The 19,891-nt window shown below is 73.7% G+C and carries 10 protein-coding genes; 5 read left to right on the top strand and 5 right to left on the bottom strand.

Features of this window, described 5'->3' with window-relative positions; genetic code table 11:
- Positions 1-395: 395 nt before the first annotated feature.
- Positions 396-1,679: a hypothetical protein gene (locus ABZY91_RS36930; protein ID WP_355407975.1), complete on the bottom strand. Its 1,284-nt coding sequence runs from the start codon at positions 1,677-1,679 to the stop codon at positions 396-398.
- Between the two features lie 172 nt (positions 1,680-1,851).
- Between ABZY91_RS36930 and ABZY91_RS36935 the strand changes: the two genes are divergently transcribed.
- Positions 1,852-2,811 (top strand): LysR family transcriptional regulator, encoded by a 960-nt coding sequence (locus tag ABZY91_RS36935; protein ID WP_355407977.1) that lies wholly within the window; start codon positions 1,852-1,854, stop codon positions 2,809-2,811.
- 408 nt (positions 2,812-3,219) lie between these two features.
- Here the strand turns inward: ABZY91_RS36935 and ABZY91_RS36940 are convergent, their stop codons facing one another.
- Positions 3,220-3,585, bottom strand: coding sequence for a hypothetical protein (locus ABZY91_RS36940; RefSeq protein WP_329951706.1), 366 nt, complete (start codon positions 3,583-3,585; stop codon positions 3,220-3,222).
- A gap of 300 nt (positions 3,586-3,885) precedes the next feature.
- Here ABZY91_RS36940 and ABZY91_RS36945 point away from each other — a divergent pair, with 300 nt between their 5' ends.
- Positions 3,886-6,369, top strand: a complete 2,484-nt coding sequence (locus tag ABZY91_RS36945; protein WP_355407979.1) for a M60 family metallopeptidase — start codon at positions 3,886-3,888, stop codon at positions 6,367-6,369.
- Positions 6,370-6,448: 79 nt separating this feature from the next.
- Here ABZY91_RS36945 and ABZY91_RS36950 read toward each other — a convergent pair whose 3' ends face one another.
- A complete protein-coding gene (locus tag ABZY91_RS36950; RefSeq protein ID WP_355407981.1) occupies positions 6,449-12,427 on the bottom strand; it encodes a DNRLRE domain-containing protein in 5,979 nt (1,992 codons plus the stop codon).
- 674 nt (positions 12,428-13,101) lie between these two features.
- Here ABZY91_RS36950 and ABZY91_RS36955 point away from each other — a divergent pair.
- The gene (locus ABZY91_RS36955; RefSeq protein ID WP_355407983.1) at positions 13,102-13,617 is read left to right on the top strand and encodes a hypothetical protein; all 516 of its coding nucleotides are present in this window, start codon (positions 13,102-13,104) and stop codon (positions 13,615-13,617) included.
- Between the two features lie 84 nt (positions 13,618-13,701).
- Here the strand turns inward: ABZY91_RS36955 and ABZY91_RS36960 are convergent, their stop codons facing one another.
- Positions 13,702-15,105: a cytochrome P450 gene (locus ABZY91_RS36960; RefSeq protein WP_355407985.1), complete on the bottom strand. Its 1,404-nt coding sequence runs from the start codon at positions 15,103-15,105 to the stop codon at positions 13,702-13,704.
- Between the two features lie 223 nt (positions 15,106-15,328).
- Between ABZY91_RS36960 and ABZY91_RS36965 the strand changes: the two genes are divergently transcribed.
- Both ABZY91_RS36965 and ABZY91_RS36970 read left to right on the top strand, forming a co-directional pair.
- Positions 15,329-15,727 carry a peptidase inhibitor family I36 protein gene (locus ABZY91_RS36965; RefSeq protein ID WP_355407987.1) on the top strand — a complete coding sequence of 133 codons (399 nt, stop codon included), beginning with the start codon at positions 15,329-15,331 and terminating at the stop codon, positions 15,725-15,727.
- Between the two features lie 136 nt (positions 15,728-15,863).
- Positions 15,864-17,270, top strand: a complete 1,407-nt coding sequence (locus tag ABZY91_RS36970; RefSeq protein WP_355407989.1) for a VWA domain-containing protein — start codon at positions 15,864-15,866, stop codon at positions 17,268-17,270.
- Positions 17,271-17,463: 193 nt separating this feature from the next.
- Here ABZY91_RS36970 and ABZY91_RS36975 read toward each other — a convergent pair whose 3' ends face one another.
- Positions 17,464-19,779, bottom strand: a complete 2,316-nt coding sequence (locus ABZY91_RS36975; protein WP_355407991.1) for a collagenase — start codon at positions 19,777-19,779, stop codon at positions 17,464-17,466.
- Positions 19,780-19,891: the final 112 nt, after the last annotated feature.

Below are 19,891 nucleotides of genomic sequence, written 5' to 3' on the forward strand. Positions count from 1 at the left end.
CACTGGTCCGGCTCGGTGCCGCCGGCGTGAACTACATGGACGTCGGCGCCCGGGGCGGGGGCGGCCCCCGCTGGGCGGGCCCCCCCCTCCGCGGCGCCGCGGGGAAGGGGTACGTGACCCCCCACGGGGCCGGGGGGGGGGGCCGGGGCGGGTCTCGGCGGCCCGGCGGCCGCCGCCCTCTCGGGCGGGGGCGCCCGGCGGCCGCGCTACGGCGGGCGCCTGCGGCGGGGCTCGGAGCGGGGTCCCCGAGGGGAGGGTGCGCGTCCCGGCGGCGTCCGCACGGGCGACCGGCCGGTACTCGAAGCCGGACGCCGCCTCGCGCTCGTGCCCGCTCCTCCCGGCACCGACACGGACGGGTCGACAGGTCGACAGGCTGCCATTTCCACGGGCCGGGCTCAGCAGGTGCCGACGCCGGGCAGTTGGTTGCCGGGCGACTGGAGGTAGATGTTCGTCACGTAGCCGCCGTACTGCGGCAGGTACGCCCACCAGTCGTTGGTGTAGGGCGGAACGGAGACCGTCTCGCCCTGCTTCTGGCACGTCACCAGCACCTCGACACCGGCGGGCAGCACGGTGATCGCCGCCTGGGAGGTGTTGGCCTGCGGCCGGACCCGGACGTTCTCGCCCCAGGTCCCGAACCAGGTGCCGGCCGGCTGGACGGCACCCGGGACGCTCAGCGAGCGGGTGAGCCGGCCGAGGTCGGTGTAGGCCTTGCCGTAGGTGGTGCCCACGGGGTGCGACGTGTAGACGGCCACGATGGTGCGGTCGCCCGTGCCGACGGTGCCGGTACTGTGCAGGACCGGCCGGGTGAGGTCCACCGCCAGGGTGCCCGCCTCGCCCGTCGCACCCGCCTCGCCCGCCTCGCGCACTTCCCGCACGTCGCCCGTCGTGCCCGTGCCGCCCGCCTCGCCCGCGGCGTTCGGCGTGTCGACGGACGCGACCGTCGGGGGGTGGGGCGGCTGCGGCGTGCAGCCGCCCGAGGAGAAGCCCGACCAGCCCTGCTTGACCGCCCAGGACTGCGCGAACGATCCGGCGATCCCGAAGTGCTGGTCGAAGCCGTCCGTACCGCACCGGGTCGAGGCGTGGAGGTTCCCGAGCACGAAGTCCCGCACCGCCGCCGGGGCCTGCTCCAGCAGGTAGCGGTAGATCCGCACGGTGTCGGCCGCCGTGACGGCGGTGTAGCCCCAGACGCCCGCGCTGGTCGCGGGCGGGCGGGCGGTGTCCGTCAGCGCGAGCCGGGTGACCATCCGGTCGACGATCGCGCCGCCGCCGTTGTTCAGCCAGTAGTAGCTGGCCGCGTCGTCGTCGCTGCTGCGCAGCATGGCGTCCAGCCGCGCGCGGTCGGCGGAGGGGATGTCGTAGGTGGGTCCCCGGTTCCACAGGTAGTCGAGGGCGATCAGCAGTTTGACCACCGAGGCGGAACGGAACTGGGTGGTGGAGTTGAGCTGTTCGGTGAAGGTGCCGGTCTGACGGTCGTAGACGGCGACGCCGGCGGTGACGCCGGGCGGCACCTGGACGGAGGTGACGGCCTCCGCGTGGACGGGAGGCCCACCGGCGGGCCGTCCGGCGGCGCCGACGGCCCCGGCCGCCGTCGGCGCCGAGACGGCCGTGAGACAGGCTCCGGCCAGGAGAAGGGCAAAGGTGGTGCGCGCGCCGGATCGACGCGACTGCGTACGAGACATGACGGACTCCGCGAACTCGCCGTAGGAACTGCCCGGTTGGGGCCTGTGCCCGCGCACCCGGCCGGCGGTGGCCGGCCCGGTCGGCGGATTGGTCCAGACATTTCCACAGTCAGGCGAACATGTCAGCATGCATGATCATGCAGAAAAATAGTTCGTTGATAGATTGACTGTCATGGACGCAGCACAGGGTCCCCTGCGGACCTCCCGACCGGACGGTACGCCGGCAGGGCCGAGCATCCACCAACTCCGGCTCTTCCTCGCCCTCAGCGCGGAACTCCACTTCGGCCGCACCGCCGCCCGCCTCTTCATCACCCAGCCCGCCCTCAGCCGGCAGATCCGCGATCTCGAACGGCGGCTCGGCGTCAGACTGCTGGAGCGCACCAACCGCGCGGTCGCGCTCAGCGCCGCGGGCCGGGCCCTCCTCCCGGAGATCCGGGCAGCCGTCGACGCGGCCGACCGGCTGAGACTGGCCGCCCAGGCCCAACTGAGACACGTCGGAGCGGAGTTGATCGTCGGCATGACCGGCGCCCAAGCCTCCCAGCCGCACACCGCCGCCGTCCTCCGGGCCCTGCGGCGGCACTGCCCCGGCATCACCACGAAGATCACCGCACTCGACTTCGCGCACCAGGGCACAGCCCTGATCGAGGGCTCGGTCGACGTGGCGTTCCTGCGCCCGCCCACGGCGGACGGCATCGAAGTCCACCTGCTGGCCGCCGAACCGCGCGTCGCCTGCCTGCCCGCCCGGGACCCGCTGGCCACCCGCCCCGCCGTCCCGCTCGCCCTGCTCGCCGGCCGGCCGGTGGTCGCCACCCCGCCGCAGGCACCGCGGGCGTGGCGCCGGTTCTGGGCGGTCGACCCCCGGCCCGACGGCTCCCCCGTCCGCTACGGGCCGGTCGCCTCCGACATCGAGACCCTGCTGCACGCCGTCGCCGAAGGCGAGGGGGTGGCGTTCCTGCCCGCCTCCGTCCGCGAACTGTACCCACGCGCCGGGGTGCGCTTCGTCGACGTCCCCGGGCTCCCGCCGACCCACTCGGCGCTGGCCTGGTCGGCCCGGCACCGCGACCGGCCCACCGTGGCGGCGGCCCGTCTGGCAGCGACGTTCGTCGGCCCCACCGACCCGCCACCGCCCTGACCGACCCGCCCGGGCGGCAGGGACCGGGGGGACGTCCCGCCGGCACCACCGGGATGAACTCCCCCATCGAGGCGGTCGCGCCTACTCCAGGGACGTGGCCGGCGGGGCGGCACGACCTACCCGGAAGGGCCGGAGATATCGGCACGACCGGCGAGAACCGCCCCAGGGAGGTGTTCTGGCTCAGCATCATCCACGTCAACCGACCGGACGCCGGGCTCCGGACGAACGCCGTCGACCCGACCCCCGTACCGAACAGAGGGCCGGGTCAACGGCGGCGCGCCACCGCCTCGCCAGGCGAATCCGCCCGCCGGAGCGGCACCGCGGTCGAACTCGGCGCCGGCCAAAGCCCGTTCCCGCCCCGGCACACCCCTCACCAGGGGCCGCAGCATCCGGGCGCCCGATGGTCTCCTACTTCCGGATGCCGTAGATCCACACGCTGCCGACCGTCTCGCGGGTGGTCAGGGTGACACGGTCCGTGCCAGGACCGCCGTCGGTGATGACGATGCACATCGGAGTGCCGAGCACGGTGCGGGCCTCGACCTTGGTGATCGTGTAGCCCGGGTACGACCCGCTGAAGCTGCCTCCGATCCCGACGACCTGAGCCACGACCCCCGTGTTGATCAGGGCATCGCCGGGCTGGCGGCTCCCCGCCTCGTTGCACGCCTTCAGCCGCAGCGTGGTGGCGTGGGCGGCGGGGGCCACCGAGGCCAGGGTGAGGAGGGAGAGGGCGGCCGCGGCCGCGAGGCAGGCACTCCGTGCGCGCGTAGTTGTCATGCGGCGACCGTCCGCCCGGGCCCGCCCCGCTGCAAGCCGGGCAGGCCGCCCGCTGCTCCGAACACCATGTCGGGCCTGGTGGGGACCGTACTCCTCGCGAGCGTCGACGGCCCTTGCCCGTGCGAACGACCGGCCGTCGCGGCCACGGCCCGGCCCGGCCCGTACGGCAGCCGATGGGGTGATCTTGCAGGTCATCGCCCTCGTGGTAGCAGCCGGTCGGCCTCGGTGCTGTGCGCATCCTGTGCGCACCCGGGACGCGCCGACGCTCCGGGCTCCCGACCACGAAGGTGATCCCGCCCGATGACCGAACACCGCCGCAGACCGTCCGGCCTGACCGCCACCGCCGTCTCCCTGGCCCTACTGCCCCTCCTCGCACCCTGCCCGACCGCACTGGCCCAACCGGGCGCGACACCCTCACGCGCGGCCGACCAGTGGTCGGAGCTGCGCGTTCTCGGGCAGTGCCTGACCGTCGAACAGACCCTCCAGACGCGGCTGCGTACCTGCACCTCGGAACTCGGCGAGCCCACGCCCGCCGGGCAGCAGTGGCGGCTCGACCCCCAGGGCACCCTCCACAGCGCCGTCACGGGCGACCTCGCCCTCGGCCTCCAGCCCGGCAGCACCCCCTCCAGGGGGGCACCGACCGCGCCCGTCCCCGCCGTCGCCGCCACCGGCGCCTGGTCGTACGACGCCTCCGCCGGCAGCCTGACGTGGAAGGGCGGCCCGTACGTCCTGGACTTCAACGTCGGCGAGGACCGGGCCACGCTGTACACACCGGGAAGCGGCAGCAACCAGCGGTGGACGTTCAGCCCCGGCTACACCGCCGTCACCCCGGCCGCAGGAGATGCCGGCGAACTGAGAACCGGTGGACGCTGTCTGACGCTCGCTCCGATCGTCACTCCCGACCGCTCGGTCTCGGTGGAGCCGTGCGCGTCGGTCGCCGGGAAGCCGACACCGCCGACCCAGCGGTGGACCGTCACCCCGGAGGGCCAGGTGCAGAGCTCCGCCGCGCCCTACCCGGTGCTCGACGTGCGCAACGGCCCCGGCTGGTACGCCAGCACCGTCGTCGCACGGCCCGTCAGCAACGGCACCGACCAGTCCCGCTGGCAGTACGCCGCGGACACGGGAACCCTGCGCTGGGCGGGCGACCCGACCCTCGCCCTCGACCACTACCGGAACAGCGGCTTCGCCGGGCTCTACCCGGCGAACGGCGGCGGCAACCAGACCTGGACCCGGTTCCCGGCCGCCGATCGGCCGGGAACCGCCCGGACCCAGGCCGCCCCCGGCGCCGCCTCCGCGACCGCCGAATCCCCCACCGGTGCCACCGTCCGCTGGACCGCCCCGCAAGGTCCCGCACCCGCCGGATACGCCGTCTACCGCGACGGCGGCCGGATCGCCGTCACCACCGACCGGCAGTACCGCGACGGCGGGCTCGGCCCCGGCGGGGTCCACCGCTACCGCATCACCGCGCTCTCCGCCGACGGGGCCGAATCCGCACCCGGCGCCGAAGCCGCGCTCACCGCCCCGGCCTGCCCCCGCGCCACCGGGCCCGACGGCCTCGACCCGTTCGTCCCGCCCCAGCCTGACCGCCCCTACACCGTCACACTCACCGGGCTGCCCTCCGCCCAGGACGAGCGGCAGCGCCAGGACCTCGCCCAACTGCCCTCCGACCTCCGGCCGACCGGCCTGTACCTGCCGCCCGGGGCGCAGCTCACCGCCACCGTCACCGGCACCGCCGGCACCGGCCGGCTGCGGGTCGTCGTCGGCCCGCCGGTCGGCTCCGGCCTCACCGCCGGCCGCCGCCACACCGCCGGACCGTCCGGGGCCACCCAGGTCCAGGACCACCGCGGCGGCATGGTCTACCTGGCCTTCGACGGCACCGCCGCCGACCGGACGACCGTCACCCTGACCGGCGACGTCCAGGCGGCCCCGGTCTTCGTCCTCGGCCGCACCACCGCGGCCGAGTGGCGCACCCAGCTCGCCGAACGCCCCACCCGTTACGCCGAGTTCGTCGCCGGACGGACCGTCGTCACCCTCACCCGCGACACCGCGGCCCGCTTCTCCCACAACTCACCGGAGACCGTGCTGCGCCACCTCGAATGCGCCCGGGGCATCGAGGACGCGACTGCCGCCCTCGCCGCCCCCACCGCCGCCGACGCGACCACCGCCCCCGGGCCCGACTCCCCGGGTGTCTTCCCGTTCCACTACACCGAGGTGGAACGCCGGGCCGGCGCGGCCTTCGCCACCGACGGCTACATGGGATTCAAGGACGACTCCGCCCCCTGGATCGCCGACGGCGCCGCCACCGGCTGGGGCATCTGGCACGAACAGGGCCACCACCGTCAGCAGCGCTCCGTCGAACCGTCCGAGGTGGTCGAGGTCTCGGTCAACATCTACTCGCTCGCCGTGGAGAAGGCGTTCGGCCGGACCTCACGCCTGGTCGCCGAGAAGGTCTACGACTCCGCCCTGCCCAAGGTCGGCACGAGCGGAGTCTCCTACGCGGACTCCTTCGACGCCTTCGAGAAGCTCGTCATGCTGCAGCAGCTGACACTCCAGTACGGCGAGAACTTCTGGCCCGCCGTCCAGAAGCTGGTCCGCTCCGCCCCGCCCCGGGGCACGGACCGCTGGGCCAACCTCGCCCTCGTCACCAGCAAGGTGGCGGCCCAGGACCTCACCGCCTTCTACCGGGCCTGGGGCGTCCCCCTCTCCGCCGCCGCCCAGCAGGACATCGCAGCCCTCCGCCTCCCTCCGGCCCCGAGCACCCTGAGCACCCGGCGGGAGCCCTGACCCCTGTCCACCGTACGCCCGGCCCCCGGGGGGGTCCGGGGGCCGGGCGTCGGGGTGGTGCGCTGTGGTTGACCGATCGTCAGATCTGGTGGATGAAGCAGCCCATGGCCATGGCGGCGGCCTTCTGCTGCCAGGTATAGCCGTAGCTGCGGGAGGCCCAGGCCCCGCGGCCGCACTTGATCAGGAAGGGCCTGGTCCAGGTCCAGGCCTTGCGGGCCCAGCCCCAGCCCCACTGTCCGTCGAGGTCGAATCGGATGTTCGGATCCTGGGAGACGTAGTCGTAGGCGGTGGCGTTGCCGCCCTTGATCGGGTCGGTGGTCAGGAACCGGCCGAGCGCCGGGGCGTAGAGCCGCACACCCATCAGGACGGCCCCGGTGGGCGTCTCGGCCGAGCGCTGCTGGCCGCCGAGCCAGCCGTACCGGAGGGGGGCGGTGCCGGGGAGGCGGTTGCCGTATTCGTCGAAGGTCACGGCGGTCGGGGGCTTCGCCGGGTCGAGCGGCAGGGCGACCACGATGTCGCCGTGCAGGTTCGCGAGTTGGAGCACCACGCCGCCGGTCCTGGCCGTGGTGGCGCCGAGGCCGCCGGCGGGCGTGGTCACCTGGCGGGTGAGGTCGCCGGTGCCGGTGTCCTCGACGATCCAGGTGGGGTTGTCGCAGGCGCATCCGTAGTGGTTGAGCCCGGTGCGTGCGGTGCTCCAACCGCTGCCGGGGTTGACCTCGGTGGTCCAGGCCCGCAGCCGCAGTGCCGGGTCCAGCGTCCAGGTCTGGCGGTCGGTGGCGGTGCTCTGCTGCCGCACGAGGTCGTTGGCGAAGTAGGAGGTGGCGGCGCCGGGTTGCGTCGTGGTGCGGCCGAAGGCGTCGTAGCCGTAGCCGGGGTCGACCAGGCGGTCGGCGGAGTCGTAGGCGTGCTGCTCCGTGGTGCCGCCCGACGGCGTGCACTCGGCGCCGGGTGCGGCGCTCGCGGAGGTCCGGGCGGTGCGGTTGGTGTTGCGGTCGAAGGCGTAGGTCCTGGTGGTGCAGACGCCGTCGGCGGCCGAGGTCGTCCGGGTGAGGCGTCCGACGGTGTCGTAGCCGAAGGCCTGCTGGGAGGCGGAGCCGAAGGTCGCGGTGTGGGTGGCCCACTGGCCGTGGACGGTCGCGCTGATCCCGTCACTCAGGACGGTCGTGCCGTCACTGTCGCGGGTGTACGTGCGGTCGAAGAGGGTCCCGGTGGGGCTCTTGAGCTGGCGCATGGTGTAGCCGCCGGGGAGGCCGGTGCCGGTCACGGTGCCGTCGGCGTCGTAGCGGGCCGTGAAGGTGCCGGCCACCGAGTCGCCCACCGACGTGACCAGGCCGCGCGGTTCGACGGCCGTGTCGTAGGTGTAGGTGGTGGTGGACGGTGCGGTGTCGGTGACGAGGGTCGGCCGGTCGAGCTTGTCGTACTGGGTGGTGGTGGTGCCCCCGTCGGCGTCGGTGTAGGCGGTGAGGCGGCCGAGGCGGTCGAAGACCGTGGTGACGGTGCCGGAGCCGGTGGTGGCCGTGGTGGTCTGGCGCCCGCTGGCGCTGTCGTAGCCGGTGGTGACGACGGGCACCTCCTGGCCGGGCCCGCTGACGGCGGACCGGGTCTGGCGTCCGGCCCCGTCGTAGCCGGTGGTCGTGGTCCGCTGGGCCCCGTTGGCCGTCTCGGTGGTGCTGGTGGTCTGGCCGTACCGGTTGTACTCGACCGTCTTCACGGGGAGTTGGACCGGGTTGGATCCCCCGCCGGTGATGTCGGCGGCCGGTCCGACCGAGCAGACCTGGTCCGCCCACTCGGGCCGGCCGGCGCACGCTCCGGTGCCGTCCCCGGTGTAGTACGCGGTGACGGTGGTGCCCGCGTCGGTGCCGGTGGAGGCCGGCAGGCTCGCGCCGGTCACCCGTCCCTGGGCGTCGTACACGGTGGAGGTGGTGAGCCGGGCCCCGTCGGGGTCCTGGACGGTGGTGCTGGGCAGCCCCCTGGCCCAGTCGTAGCCGGTGGCCGTGACGCGGGCGTCGGCGAGCAGTGCGGTGTCGATGCGGGGCTGTCCGCCGCTGGTCTCCCGGGTGACCTGGTCGCGCACGGTGGCGGTGCCGTCGGTGGGCCGGCCGCCGTCGTACTCCTTCACCGTCCTCTGCCGCAGGGGCAGTTGGGTTCCGGCTTCGGCGACCACGGCCTGTCCGGCCGTCAGTTTCCTTTCCAGCGTGCCGTAGTGGAGGGGGCCGAGGGTCTCCAGTTCGCGGCTGCCGTCGGCGCTGTAGGTCGTCGTGGTGGAGAGCAGGCCGGCGCGTTCGGCGCTGCCGAGGGCGGCGATCCCGAGGGACGCGAGGGTCGAACGGTCCTGGTCGGTGATGCCCAGGGCCAGCGCGCGGTTGGCCGCGGTCAGCCGGCGGACGGTGTTGCCGAAGGCGTCGTGTTCGGTGACCGTGAGGGCTCCGCCCGGCCGCGCGGTGTCGGTCTCCTGGCCGGAGGCGTCCAGGTAGTACAGGTCGGCGCGGCCGTAGCCGTTCGCCGGGAGCTGCGTTCCGGCGTTGGCGGCGGGGGTCTGGTCGGGCGGGAATACGGCGGTGGCGTCCGTGGGCGTCTCCCGCTGGCCCCAGGAGGCGGTGGCGGTGTGGCCGAGGTCGTACGGTGCGCCGTTGCCGGTGACCGGTACGTCGTAGACGAGGGTGGTGGTGGCGGTGCCGTTGACCTGGTCGGCGGAGCCGGGGGCCAGGGTCGGACGCGAGGCGGTGAGCAACATGCCGTCCCCGGCGGCCGGGGAGCCGCCGACGCGCCCGTAGCCGAAGGTCCAGGGAAGTTCGCCGGGCGGGGTGAGGGTGGTGACGCGGCCGGCCGTGTCGTAGTCGTAGGCGGTCGGCACCGCCGGGGCGATCCTCGGGTCCCAGGTCTGGCACAGCCGGCCGTTGCCGTCGTAGGCGTAGCGGCTGACGTCGACGGCGGTGGCGGCGCCCGCGCCGGGTTCGGTGGACCACAGGCGGATCGCGGTGACCTGTCCGGCGACGTCGCCGAGGGTGGTGGCGGTCGCGGTGGTGGTCGGGGCGTAGACGAATTCCAGGACGCGGCACCCGCGGGTGGCCGGGTCGTCCGCGCAGGCCGTCGAGGCCGCGGCGCTGGTCGGGCTGATCACCCGTTGCGGCCGGGTGAGGATCCGCCCGTCGGGTCCGGTGACGTTCTGGGAGACGATCGTGCTGGTCGTGTTGTCGAGACCGCGGGTCGACGAGCGGGTGAGGGCCCAGGCGGCCGCGGCGGGGTCGGTGCGTGCGAAGTCCGCGGTGCCGCCGTCGGTGTCCGTGAGGGTGAAGCCTGCGGCGAACGAGCCGGTCAGGGTGAGTTGCGCGGCGCCGGGTTCGGCGATCCAGCCGGTGGCCGCCTCGTCGGCGGTGAAGTGCAGGCTCGTGCCGTCGAGCCGCAGGACGTCCAGGGAGGTGGCCGAGGTGCGGTTGATCGCGGTGTAGCCGGAGTCCTTCCGGCCGGTGGAGGTGCCGGAGAGCCACTCCTTCCCGAAGATCGCGGCCTGTCCTGCCTGGGCGCCGCCTTCCTGGGGGTTGCGGGAGGAGGCGGTGCGGGTGATCGCCGTCCCGAAGAAGGCGGTGTCGGTGCGGCTGAGGCTGTAGTTGCCGGTGAGGAGGTTGACCTCCCCGGGGCCGACGGGGACGGTGGCGGCGCCGTCGGCGGTGTGGTCGACGATCGCCTTGAGGGGGTCGCTGGAGGCCCTGGCGCCGGCGGGGCCGGTGAAGTCGGCCTTCAGCTGCACCGTGCCGTCGGGGCTGACGGTCGTCGCGGCGTCCCAGGCCAGCTGCGGGCTCCGGCCGGCGCTGAGGGCGACCGGCCAGGCGGTCAGCGGGGTGCCTGCCGCGCTCACGTGGCCGGGCGGGACGGGTGCCCAGGCGTCGGCGTCCGAGCGTCGCCAGGAGAAGGTCACGGCGTTGTAGCGTGAGGCGTCGGCCTCGGCCTGGAGGGGCAGCCGTGCCGCGGTGCGCCGACCGTCGGACGGCCTGGTGACGCCGCCGGCGCCGACGTGGAACTCGTACGCGAGGGGTTCCGACCGGTTGTCGGCCCGGTCGACGCTGCGGACCTGAAGGGTGTTGGTGCCGCCGCGGGTCGGGGTGGCGAGCACGGCGACCGGCGTGGTGGTGCCGTCGGTGGCGATGCGCGTCCAGGTGGTGCCGTCGAGGGTCCACTCCAGCCAGCGGTGGTCGCCCTGCGGGGGTGTGACGGTGAACGTACCGCTCTGGCCGACTCCCTTCACCCAGGAGGCCGAGGGGTAGTCCGTCGAGGTCACGGCGCCCGGCGCGGAGGGTGCCCGGGTGTCGACCGTGAAGGTGCGCCAGGGCGACCAGGAGAGGTTGTAGTGGGTTCCGTCGTACGGGTTGCTGCGGAACCGGTAGGTCCGGCCGTCCTGGAGGAGGCCGGAAGGAACGGTGGCCGACAGCGGCTGTCCGCTGGCGCCCCACGGGGACACCAGGTACTCGCCGACCTGCTGGTCGGTGGCGGCGTCCACGATCTGGAAGGTGCCGTTGATCCGGTCGTTGTTCGAGTCCGTGTAGGTGTCGCGCAGGACGGGGGTGAGGGTGTTGACGGTGTAGACGCCGTTGTCGGCGAAGAAGGGCGGGCCGGCCTGTTGGTCGGTGCCGGTCCGGGGGCGGTAGTTGAACGTCACCGAGAGCTTCGGGATCTGACCGGCGGCGGCGTTGCCGGAGTAGAACTTCTTCCAGGACCCGGTGTCGGCCTCGTTGGCGGCGCGCAGGCCGAGGCCCTGGCGGCCCACCGAGGTCTGGCCCGCCCAGTACTGCAGCAGGGGGGTGACGTCGGCGTTCACGTAGGCACCGTTGGCGCAGTTCTGTCCGCGGGTCTCGGTGGACGTCGCGTACTTCTTCAGCCAGGCCGGCTGGTTGGTCCAACGGCTGCCGGTCGTCGCGGTGTTGGTGTCCCATACCTCCCAGGCGACGGGCTTCGTGCAGTCCCAGGAGTGGAAGTTGTAGAGGGACAGGGTGGCCTTGGAGACCAGGGCGTCCTTGATGGGCGCCATGTCCCAGCTGATGAAGGAGCGGGCGATGCGCGGTTTGGTCCGCGCGGCGTCCGCCCAGTCGCCCGGCCAGCCGAGCTTCAGTTCGGTGGCGCTCGACGCGTCGACGGTCTCGCCCTGCTGGACCCAGGTGTCGAAGACGTCGGAGAGCACGGTGTCCGACGGGTCGACCGTCACGGGGTACGCGGTCGCCGGGTCGGCGAGGAACCCGGCGTCGGGGCTGAGGCGCAGTTCGATGGTGTCGCCGGACTGCACGACCTTCAGGCCCACCGGTGCCCGGTGGGTGTGCTCACCGGAGTTCCTGTCGACCGTCGCGTCCCACATGACCGGGGCCGGCATCGAGGCGAGTTCGCGTCCGGTGGCGGCCTCGGTGAACGTCACGCCGCCGTCGTCGTTCTGGCGCGCGTTGACTCCGGGCGCCTTCAGCGGCAGCGTGTAGTCGGCCGGGCCCGCGGGTCGCTTCTTGAGGATCACGGACTGCTCGTAGCCGGTGCGGGTGGCGTCGATGACCAGGTCCGCACCGGGCAGCACGTCCGGATAGGTGGCTCGGGCGCCTTCCACCCGGGGTGCGGGCAGCCCGCCCCGCCACTGCATGGCGACGTTCCGACCGCCGGCGGTGAGACTGAGGAGGTCCTGGACGGGGGCACCGGCGGCCTCGGCGAACGAGCCGGCCCGCCTGCCCTTCGTCTCCCCCGCCAGGGCCAGTCCGCGCGGGTGGGCCTTGGAGGCGACGGAGCCGTCGGGGCGCTTGGCGAAGGTGACGTCGACGTCCGCCCAGCCGCCGTCCGGGCGGCGCATCCGCACCGGCCCCGCCGCGACCTCCAGGGTGACGCTGCCGTCGGGGTTCGCCCAGGTCGTGGAGGAGTCGGTGCGTTCGGCCGGCACCTCGACGGGCTTCCCCTGCAACCGGGCCGTGAGCCGGGCGGAGGCCAGGTCGCCGGTCGGTTGCTGCGTCGCGGCCGGCTGTCGGGGGCTGTGCGGGGCCTCGGACGGGGGTCGGGCGGAGGCGTCCTGCACGCCGAGGAGCACGCCCGCCACCAGGGCGGCCGAGACGGTGACTGCCGTCCACCGGCGGCGTCGTGCACGTGTACGGGACCGGGAGGGCAGGCTCCCGGCGGTTGTCGGAGACGATGACACAGGCACACTCCAGGGGTGATCGCGGGAAACGGAGCACGGTCCTTCGGTACGCAGGTCCTTCGGTACGCAGGTGCTTCGGTACGCAGGTGATTCAGCGCGGTGCTTCGGTACGCAGGTGCTTCGGTCGCACGCGGCGGTCCGCCCTGCGGAGTCGGCCACCGGGCACGGGGGGCACGTCTCGACGGCCGCCCGGGTCGGACGGCGCTCTCGGTCGGAGCTCCGTTCCTCGCGCTGTCGCAGCGGGCCGCTCCGCCGGTGCGAGAGGAGCGGTCGGGCACTGTCTGCGCAGTTCGAGTCACACTCACAAGTCGCGTGTACATGACTACTTCATCGAGGGCCGCCGGATCGGCCGGGGCGGCGGCCACGACCGATTCCCGCCGACGAACGGCCGGTTCCGCCCTCCTGCGAACCATCTCCGGGCCGGGCGGCACCCCCGCCCCTCGCCGAACCCGCGCAGCGGGCGGGTTCGGCCGCAGCGGCCGCGACCGATTCCCGCCGTCCGGACCCGTCCCCGCCGTCACCCAGGCGGGCAGCGCCCGGTCGCGCCGCCCGGCGGCGACACCCACGCTGGACGGGTGTCCTCCGCCAGCGCCTCCGCCCTCGTCGCCGCACTGCGCCGCGACGTCTCGCCCGCCGTTCCCTGCCCCGAGGCGGTCGTGCTCGCCCAGGGACTGCTGCACTCCCCCACTCCCTGGCCGGCCGGGATGCCCAGGCGCAGCATCGACGGCAGCCCGTTCCGCAATGCCTGGCGCGTCGCCCGGACGGCCACCGGGCTGACCTACACCGAGGGCTTCGCGCTGCGCGCGGTGCCGGCAGGAGTCGTGCACCATGCGTGGTGCGTGGATCCGGCCGGCCGGGCGCTCGATCCGACGTGGCCGGACGGACGGGGACTCGCCTACCTGGGCCTGCCCATGACGACGGACTGGGTGGAGTCGGTCCGCCGCCGGACCTGTACCCGGACGGCCTTCGTGGGCATCCTCGACGAGGGCGTCCAGCGTTCCCGGGACGCGGAGCGGGTCCTCACCTTCGGCGTCCCCGGGGCCGCTCTCGTCCGGGTCGGCACGCCCGTGACCCGGCCACCGGCCGTCTGAGGCACGCCGGTCGGCCCGGCGACTCCGGCCCGTCCGGGACGGGAGCGTGACCTTCCGCGCCGGGGTCGCCCGGGTCCGCCGCGGTCAGACGGGACCGGCGTCCGGGCGGCGGTCCCCCGTCCGGGCCGCGGGCCGCTCGCGGTCGAGGACGCACAGCTGCAGGCGGTGCGGGCGCAGGACGGTGGTCAGCCGCACCGGGCGGTCGTCGGGCCGCCGGCCGGGCGCCGGGGCCGGGTGCCAGCGGGCCAGGACGGTGGCCAGCGCGATGACCGCCTCGGCGCGGGCGTAGTCGGCGCCCAGGCACTGCCGCGGGCCGTTGGCGAAGCCGGCGAACCCCCAGCGCGGCAGGGCGGCGGCCCGATCGGGGAGCCAGCGGTCGGGGTCGAAGCGGTCCGGATCGGCGAAGATCCGCGGATTGTGGTGGGCGACGTACGGGCTGAGCAGCACCTGCCCGCCGCGCGGCAGGGTGCGCCCGCCGAGTTCGGTCTCCCGCGTGCAGGTGCGCAGCAGGACCCAGCCGGGCGGGTAGAGCCGCAGCGCCTCGGTCAGGACCCGGTCGGTGCGCGGCAGGTGCGGCAGGTCGGTCCAGCGGGCGGGCCGGCCGCCCGGCAGCGCCGCGTCGACCTCCGCCTGCACGGCGGACAGGACTTCGGGGTGGGCCGTCAGCAGCCGCAGGGTCCAGGAGAGCTGGGAGGCGGTGGTCTCGGTGCCGGCCAGCAGCAGGGCGACGACCTGGTCGTGGACCTCGGTGTCGGACAGCGGGCGGCCGTCGTCGTCGCGGGCGGCGAGCAGTCCGGCCAGCAGGTCGGTGCGGCCGGGGCCGTGGGCCCGGTGGTCGCGTACCAGGTCGGCGACGGTCCGTTCCAGGGTGCGGACCGCCGTCCGGTAGCCGGGGCCCGCGGGCAGCCGCACCACGCGCCGCAGGGCGCCGGCGAACGCGGTCTCGAAGGCGTGCTGCAGCCGGTCCGACAGTACGTCCGGGGCCTCGGTGCCGAGCAGGGTGCGGGTCACCACCCGCAGGGTGAAGCGGTAGCAGGCGGGGAAGACGTCCACCACGTCGCCGTGTCGCCAGGAGCCGGCCAGCAGCTCCGCCTCCCGGGTCATCACCTCGGCGTACGCGGCCAGCCGGTCGGGGCGGAACTCCGGTTGCAGCATGCGTCGTTGGCGCCGGTGATCGGCGTGGACGCAGGTCGCCAGCCCGTTGCCGAGGATCTCCCGGAACCGCCCGTAGACCGGCCCGCCCTTGTCGAAGGTGCGGTCGTCGGCGTACACCTGCCGGAGCAGCTCCGGATGGCAGGGGGCCACCAGCCGGTTCGGTCCGAGTCGGACCTCCACGAGGTCCCCGTAGCGGTGCAGCCGGGCCAGGAAGCGTGCCGGATCCCGGACCAGCGCGGGCAGATGGCCGAGCACCGGGAGCGCTCCGGGCGGGCTTCCGTGGAGGTAGGTCGTGGACGCGGCACCCCGCGCCGACGAGGAGGACGAGGTCACACCGGCAGGGTAGGCGCACCGGGGAGGGGTGGACAACAGGCGCGGATCCGCTTCACCCGGCCGACGGTCACCGCGGCCCGGACGGTGGGTGCGGAAGGGGGATGTGGGAAGGCGTTGTCACAACGGGGCGCGCTGCCCGGTCGTATGAATGACCGCCAGGGACGGAAGGTGCCCGGCGGCCCCGGGGCTCGACCGCCCCGGTTCGCCGAGTACAGGAGGACAGATGACTGGCCGTTCGACGAAGTACCTGGTCGCGCTCGCCACGGCCGCGGCGGCGCTGGCGGTGTCGGCCACCGCGACCGGGACCGCCACCGCAGCCGGGCCCACCTCCGCAGGGGGTGCGGCTGTGACGAGCGACGCGGTGGTCGTCTGCCGGAACGCCCACTTCGACGACTGCGTCGTCGGCGGCGTCTGGGTGAAGGACCCGCTCAAGAACCTCGACCAGGGCGCCCGTTTCCAGGACTCGATCTCGTCCATCACGAACGCGAGCGGACAGCGGCTCTGCTTCTGGGAGCACAACGACTTCCAGGGCAGGTACCTGAGGCTGGACAGCGGTCAGCAGATCGCCGACCTGGGAGGGAACGTGCTCAACGACGCGATCTCCTCCTGGAAGGCCTGCTGACGCCGGTCGGTCCCGGACCGCACCGGGCGCGTCGAGGGTTCCGGTTACGGTTCCGGGCCCGGTTCCCGTTCCCCGGGCGGGGAGCGGGAACCGGCCCCCGCGCGACCGCCTGGGCCGGTTTCGGCAGACTGTGACCATGGACGATCGATCACTGAGCAAGGGCGCCAACATTCCGATCGATGCCGACGTGGTGAGTGTGGAGCTCAGCTGGTCGGCCGGGGCCGGTACGCCCGACGTCGACGTGTCCGCCGTGCTGGTGGCTGCGGACGGGCGGGTGCGGGGCGACGGCGACCTAGTCTTCTACAACCAGCCCCGGCACGCGTCGGGCGCCGTGACGCACCTGGGGAAGGCCGGTGGCGCCGGGGCGGCCACGGACCGGATCGAGGTGGACCTGGCGGCGGTGGAGCCGGAGGTGGAGCGCATCGTGCTGGCCGCGTCGGTGGACGGCGGCAGCTTCGGCGCGGTGCCCGGGCTGTGCCTGCGGCTGTCCGACGCCCGCACCGGCACCGGGCTGGCCCGCTTCGCGATGGACGCCGGGGCAGAGACCGTCCTCGTCGGCGGCGAGCTGTACCGGCGCGGGCGGCAGTGGAAGTTCCGTGCCGTCGGGCAGGGCTACGCGGCGGGGCTGGCCGGGTTGGCCACCGACTTCGGCATCACCGTGGAGGAGGGACCCGCCCAGGACCGGCCCGTGGCTCCGCCACCGCAGCTGCCACAGCCGCAGCCGTCCCTGCCTGCGCCGTCGGAGCCGGAGCCGGAGCCGGCGCCGGAGCCGGAGCCGGGGAAGGGCGAGGAGCACCTTCCCCCGGGGATGCGCGAACGGCTGTCGCTGCGCAAGCAGCAGGTCGCGGTCAGCCTGGACAAGCACGGAGCCGCGGGAATCGCCGCGCGGGTCGTGCTGGTGCTGGACGCCTCGGGCTCGATGTCGTCGCTGTACGCCGACGGCGTGGTGGCCGACGTCGTGGAGCGGATCGTCCCGGTCGCGGCCCAGTTGGACGACGGCGGGGCGATGCCGGCCTGGACCTTCGCGACGCACCCGGCCCGGCTGCCCGACCTGCGGGTGGGTGACCTGCCCGAGTGGCTGCGGCGGCACGTCCGGGTCGGTGAGCTGGGCCGTCTGTTCGGCCGCCGCGGGCGTCGGTCCGGGCTGCTCGACGGTCAGGTCGACATGACGACGGTGGGCATCTCGAACGACGAACCGAAGGTCATCGCCGATGTCCGGGCCTACGTACGGGGGAACCCGGCGGCGGTCCCCACCCTGGTCCTGTTCTTCTCCGACGGCGGCGTCCACCTCAACGCCGCGATCGAGCGCGAGCTGAGGGAATCGGCGCAGGAGCCGCTCTTCTGGCAGTTCGTGGGGCTGGGCCGATCCGACTACGGCGTGCTGCAGCGGTTCGACGACCTGCCCGGCCGGCGCGTCGACAACGTCGGCTTCTTCGCGGTGGACGACATCGGCAGCGTCCCCGATCCCGAGCTGTACGACCGGCTGCTGTCCCAGTTCCCGCAGTGGATCACGGCCGCGCGCGGGGCCGGCATCCTGCCCTGAGGCGCGCCGCTTCGACGGACCGAGCAGCTTGTCGGGGGCTGGACGGACGGCCGCGAAGCAGCCCGGCGGCGCTCGGCCGGGAGGTCCCGGCCGAGCGCGTGCACGGACTGCTCCGCGGCCCCTCGGCGTCCGCGGCGCCGGGGCGGCCCGGAGCACTTCGGCGGGTCAGGGGCGAGGGGTCAGGGGCCAGGGATCAGAACTGGGTGCTGACCGTGACGCCGCTGAAGTCGGTGACGGCGTACAGGCTGAGGTAACGGTAGCCGGCGGTGGGGTTGGTGACGGTGAGGGACTGGGTGGTGCCGGTGCCGGTGGAGGAGACCGTGGAGGCACTCGGCGAGGCCCAGGTGCCCGGGTTGTAGTACAGGTGCGCGGTGCCGGTGCCGCCGGAGGTGGTGACCTTCAGCGTGGTGGTGCCGGCCGGCAGGTAGACGTACAGGTAGTCGGTGTTCCCGGCGGTCGCGGCGCGGCCGGTCCGCGAGCAGTTCCGGCCCATCGCGTCGGTGCGCGGCTCGGTGCAGTTCGGCAGGGCGACCGGGGCCGCGGTCACGGTGACCGAGGTCGGGGTGGTGGCGGCCCTGCCGGTGTCGTCGGTGGCGGTCAGGGCGACGGTGTAGGTGCCGGCCGCCGCGTAGGTGTGGCTCGGGTTGCGCTCGTCCGAGGAGGTGCCGTCGCCGAAGGTCCAGTGCCAGGAGGTGATCCGGCCCGGGCCGGTCTGCACGGACCGCTCGGTGACGCTGACGGTCGCGCCGTTCACCGACGAGTCGAACAGGGCGGTCGGGCCTGCGGCGTAGCAGGCACCGGCGGCGCAGGCGGTGAGCCAGGCGTCGAAGTCGGCGTCGTAGGAGGTGCCGAGGTTGTTGTAGACCGCGTAGCCGCCGGCGTAGTCGCCGACCCGGAAGCGGCCCAGCATGCTGTACACGTCGGCCGGGTGCTTCTCCAGCATGTACCGGACGGCCAGGTAGCCCCACGGGTAGACGCGGGTCGAGTCCGCGTTGCCGTAGGTGTTCTGGAAGATGGTGCTGAGCTTGTAGGTGTGCAGGGCGGCCTGGGTCATCGCGTCGGTGTCGGTGGTGGCGCGGTAGCTGTAGGAGATGTACTCGGCGAGGCCCTCGACCCACCAGATGTCCGGGACGGACGTCTGGGTGGTGAAGTTGCCCTTCATGTTGTGGATGCCGTCGAGGTAGTGGGTGTACTCGTGGTTGAGGTTCCACACCCGGGCGGGGTCACCGGTGTTCCAGGCCTTCTGGTACATCACGTTGACGGCCCGGCTGTTCGGGTCGGTCGGGTCCATGACGGTCTGGCCGCCGTTGTCGGTCGAGTTGCCGAAGATCGCCCACGAGTAGGTGGTGTAGTCCGTCTTGTTGGCGAAGATCCCGAGGGTGACGGTCTTGTTGTACTGGTTCGGGATCGGCCCGTTGTCCTTGACCACGTTGTGGAAGAACGCGTCCTGGCTGCGCAGGCTGGCGCAGACGGTGGCGAGTTCGGCGGCCGACAGGGCCTGGGCCTGGATGGTGCGGTTGTCGCAGACCAGCTGGTTCGGCAGGACCACCGAGGTGAGCTTGGCGGGCAGGTCGCAGATGCCGTAGTACGAGCACTGGTTGTTGTTGTAGACGGTGGCCTGGAAGGCCGTGTGCACGTACAGCGGCGCGTCGGCCGTCAGCAGCGGCGCGGCGTCCAGCACCCTCTTGACCAGCGGCTTGGCCACGGCCTCGACGGCGGCGCTGCTCCCGGCCATCCGGGCCAGGTCGTTGCCCGCGTTGGTGTCGAGGACGGCGTTGGGCCCGCCGATCAGGTCCTTGTGGTTGATCGCGAAGTTGGCGAGGGACGTGACGAGGCTCGGGTCGGCGCCGAGCGCGGTGACGAAGTTCGGGTTGGCGTTGCCCCGCCAGAGCGGGAACCTCAGCACGGAGTTGACCGCGCCGACCATCTTCGGGAAGGCGTTGTAGGAGTTGTCGTAGTCGTCCAGCACCCGCTTGTAGACGCCCAGGTAGTCGGCCTGGATGTTGGCGCTGTCGGTGAGCGTCAGCACCTCCCTGAGCACGCCGCCGTTGACCTCGGTGACGTCGTGCCAGCGGGCGCCGGAGAAGAACGCGTCCAGGCCGGCCTTGACGGCGGTGGTGAGCGTGCCGGTGTACGGGCCGGCCGCGTCGGGGTAGTAGGACTGGATGTAGTAGCCCACCCGCAGGAAGAGCACCAGCTGCAGGATGTTGGTCGAGTTGTCGCCGGTGTAGCCTGCCGCCAGCTCCTTGAAGGCGGCTGCGACGGGCAGCATCCGGGACTGCTTGAAGATGCCCGGGTCGGTGCTGCCGCTGGTGAACAGCGTGGAGACGCAGTCCGTGGTCGAGCTCTTGAGGAACGCGACCAGATCGGCACCGGTACGACCCGCGAAGTCCGCCGGGGTGCAGCTCTGCGCGGTGGCTTCGGCCGCCGCGCCCGACCGGGCCCGAGCCCCCGGGGAGTCGGACCGGGCCGCGGCCGTCTCCGCGGCCGTGGCGGCCGGTTCGCCCATGAGGGACTCGCTGAGCAGCGCCGGTGCATACCGCATGGGCCAGCGGCTGGTGACCGTCGGCATGTCGACCCTGGCCGAGGCCGACGCCGACCGCGTCCGCGATGTGACGACG

Source organism: Kitasatospora sp. NPDC002965 (assembly GCF_040611255.1).
Lineage (GTDB): Bacteria > Actinomycetota > Actinomycetes > Streptomycetales > Streptomycetaceae > Kitasatospora.

Bases quoted from the DNA above. Each gene is read 5' to 3' on its own strand.
- ABZY91_RS36930 (WP_355407975.1), bottom strand. From the start codon at position 1,679: ATGTCTCGTACGCAGTCGCGTCGATCCGGCGCGCGCACCACCTTTGCC.
- ABZY91_RS36935 (WP_355407977.1), top strand. From the start codon at position 1,852: ATGGACGCAGCACAGGGTCCCCTGCGGACCTCCCGACCGGACGGTACG.
- ABZY91_RS36940 (WP_329951706.1), bottom strand. From the start codon at position 3,585: ATGACAACTACGCGCGCACGGAGTGCCTGCCTCGCGGCCGCGGCCGCC.
- ABZY91_RS36945 (WP_355407979.1), top strand. From the start codon at position 3,886: ATGACCGAACACCGCCGCAGACCGTCCGGCCTGACCGCCACCGCCGTC.
- ABZY91_RS36965 (WP_355407987.1), top strand. From the start codon at position 15,329: ATGACTGGCCGTTCGACGAAGTACCTGGTCGCGCTCGCCACGGCCGCG.
- ABZY91_RS36970 (WP_355407989.1), top strand. From the start codon at position 15,864: ATGGACGATCGATCACTGAGCAAGGGCGCCAACATTCCGATCGATGCC.
- ABZY91_RS36975 (WP_355407991.1), bottom strand. From the start codon at position 19,779: ATGGGCGAACCGGCCGCCACGGCCGCGGAGACGGCCGCGGCCCGGTCC.